The sequence below is a fragment of the Parvibaculum sp. genome, assembly GCF_040882025.1.
Classification (GTDB): Bacteria; Pseudomonadota; Alphaproteobacteria; order Parvibaculales; family Parvibaculaceae; genus Parvibaculum.
On the sequence record NZ_JBBECC010000018.1, the window covers coordinates 3518 to 6439 of the forward strand.

General features: G+C 63.2%; 4 protein-coding genes. All 4 read left to right on the forward strand.

Annotated elements, in window-relative coordinates:
• A partial coding sequence (locus WEB61_RS01280; protein ID WP_368062517.1) for an SPOR domain-containing protein occupies positions 1–481 on the forward strand: 481 nt, incomplete at its 5' end.
• Positions 478–1509, forward strand: coding sequence for a beta-N-acetylhexosaminidase (gene nagZ / locus WEB61_RS01285; RefSeq protein ID WP_368062518.1), 1032 nt, complete (start codon positions 478–480; stop codon positions 1507–1509). The genes WEB61_RS01280 and nagZ, both read left to right, overlap by 4 nt.
• A 128-nt stretch (positions 1510–1637) precedes the next feature.
• Positions 1638–2522 carry a ScpA family protein gene (locus WEB61_RS01290; protein WP_368062519.1) on the forward strand — a complete coding sequence of 295 codons (885 nt, stop codon included), beginning with the start codon at positions 1638–1640 and terminating at the stop codon, positions 2520–2522.
• The coding region (locus WEB61_RS01295; protein ID WP_368062520.1) for an SMC-Scp complex subunit ScpB at positions 2519–2922 on the forward strand (404 nt) is incomplete at its 3' end. The genes WEB61_RS01290 and WEB61_RS01295, both read left to right, overlap by 4 nt.

Here is a 2922-nt window from a genome sequence, read left to right on the forward strand (position 1 = left end):
GCGCGGTGAGGACGAGCAATTGTTGCCACCGGCCGAAGAGCCGCTGGCGATCGATCGGTCGGCGACCGTTTCGCCGCGCGACCAACAGGGCATGGATCGGCTGGCACAGGCGATCGAAAGCGCGCCGTTGGAGCCGGTGACCCCGAAGACGACACCGGCCGAGCCCGAGGCCGTCGTTCCGTCTGCGCCTGAAACGTCGTCCGAAACTGCGCCGGCGCTACAAACATCCACCAATGGCAGTCATGTCGTGCAACTGGCGGCGTTGCGCGACGAAGCGGCGGCGCGCGATGCCTTTGCGAAGCTCAAGACCAAATATCCGGACCTGCTCGGACCGCTCGCCATCGACATCCAACATGCGGATCTCGGTGCGCAAGGCGTCTATTACAGAGTACGCGCCGGCTATCTCGATAAGGCCGGGGCCGAGGCGCTGTGCGAAAAGCTTGAGGCGCATGGGCAGGGCTGTTTCGTCAGGCCGCGATGAGTGTTTCAGCGGCGATTTACGGGTGTGCAGGACTTGTGCTTGAGGAATCCGAACGTGCGTTCTTTCGCGCGGTGCGGCCTTGGGGCTTCATTCTCTTTGCGCGCAACATCGACACGCCGGAGCAAGTGCGGCGGCTGACAGAGAGTCTTCGCGAAGTTGCCGGCCACGACGCGCCTGTCCTGATCGACCAGGAAGGCGGTCGCGTTCAGCGTCTACGGCCGCCGCATTGGCGGCGCTATCCATCGGGTCGCGCTTATGGCGACCTCTATGCACGTGATCCTGAAGCCGGGCTTGCTGCGGTGCGGCTCGGCGCGCGGCTGATTGCGGCGGATCTTCGCGTTCTCGGTATCACTGTGGATTGCCTGCCGGTTCTCGACGTCCCGGTACCTGGCGCACATGACGTCATCGGCGATCGCGCCTATGCGGAGGTGCCGGAAGCGGTGGCGGCTTTGGGACGGGCGGCGGCGGATGGACTGCTGGCTGGCGGCGTGCTGCCGGTGATGAAGCACATTCCGGGGCATGGGCGCGCGGGTGTCGATAGCCACGCAAACCTGCCGATCGTGGCGGCTCCGCGGCATCGCCTCGAAGAGCAAGACTTTCCACCGTTTCAGGCATTATCCGATCTGCCTCTGGCGATGACGGCCCATGTCATCTATTCGGCGATCGACCCGGACGCGCCCGCAACAACGTCAAAAAAACTGATCGACGAGGTCATTCGCGGATATATCGGCTTTTCCGGCTTGCTGATGTCCGACGATCTCTCGATGGAAGCCTTGGCCGGGAGCATTAGCGAGCGTGCACGGGCGAGCCTTGCGGCCGGTTGCGATGTTGTTTTGCACTGCAATGGCCGGATGGCGGAAATGGAGGCGGTGGCGCGAGAGGTGCCGGCGCTCGGTGGCGAAGCGCAGAGGCGCGCCGATTCGGCTGTCGCGATGCTGCCGCAGTGCATCGACCCCCCCGATCCGAACGAAAATCATGCGCGTCTCGCTGAATTTATGGGAACGGACCCCCAAGATCGCTGGGGATAAGCCGAGAAACGGGGTACCCGCGCTACGGGGTGCGCGGTATAAGGGTCAATCGTCCCCGGCCGATGGGCAGAATCGGGTCGCGGGCGCTTGGGGACTGCAAGAATCCGGGTCATATGCACAAGGCAGCCATGAGCGAGGCGCCCACACAAGGCGAAGCTGACGAAGGCACACCGGGAGGTGACGTTGCCTCCAGTGGCGCTGCCGCGAGTTTCGAGGAAGGGCCGCCGCGGAGTGCCGCCGATCCCGGTGATATGCTGATTGTCGATCTCGACGGTTTCGAGGGGCCGCTCGATGTGTTGCTGACGCTGGCGCGCAACCAGAAGGTCGATCTCGGACGCATTTCCATTCTCAAACTCGCCGAGCAGTATCTCGACTTCATTGCCCATGCGCGGCGAATGGAACTCGATCTTGCGGCCGACTATCTGGTGATGGCGTCCTGGCTCGCTTACCTCAAATCGAAATTGTTGCTGCCCGCACCCGAGGAAGAGGAAGGTCCGTCGGGCGCCGAGATGGCCGCGCGACTCGCCTTCCAGTTGCAGCGTCTCGAGGCGATGCGCAAGGCGGCGCAGGAGATTTTCGGGCGCCGTTGCCGGATGGGTCTTCATGTCTTTCCGCGCGGCGCGCCGGAGGGCATTCGTGTCGTCAAGACAAGCCAGTATCAGGGAACGCTTTTCGAACTTCTCAAGAGCTATTCGGAGCAGCGTCTGAAGGGTCACGAGACCAAATGGGAGCCGAAGCGGCTGCCAATCATGGCGATCGAAGCGGCGCGCAAGCGCCTCGAAGCGATGATGGGCATGATGTTCGACTGGGGCCGGATCGACAATTTCCTGCCGGTCGATGATATGAGCGCGCCGATGCGCCGCTCGGCGATGGCGAGCATGCTGAGCGCGGCGCTGGAACTGGCCAAGGATGGACATATGGAGTTGCGCCAGTCCGGCGCGTTTGGCCCCTTGTTCGTACGTCGGCGCGAGGTCAAGCCCGACGACACCTCCCCTGAGAAGACCAAGGAATGACGGACGAGACAGTGCAGAATACGGAAGCCGAGGGCGGTATCGAGATGGAAGTCGAAGAAAACGAAGGAGGCGATGCAGGCGAGGCGCCGGAGAACGTCGTTCGTTTTCCGGTCAACGCGAGCGAGCATGCCGCGCTGGTCCGCATGGTCGAAGCATTGCTTTTCGCGGCAGCCGAACCGCTCGATATCGACAGCATCGCCAGCCGGCTGCCCGAAGGCGCCGATGTCGGTGCGGCTATAGAGGATCTGCAGACGACCTATAAGGGACGGGGCGTCAATCTCGTCCGTGTCGCCAATAAATGGATGTTCAGGACGGCTGACGACCTGGCCTTCCTCATGGAGCGGGAAGCCGTCGAACAACGCCGCCTGTCGCGGGCCGCGATGGAGACGCTGGCGATCGT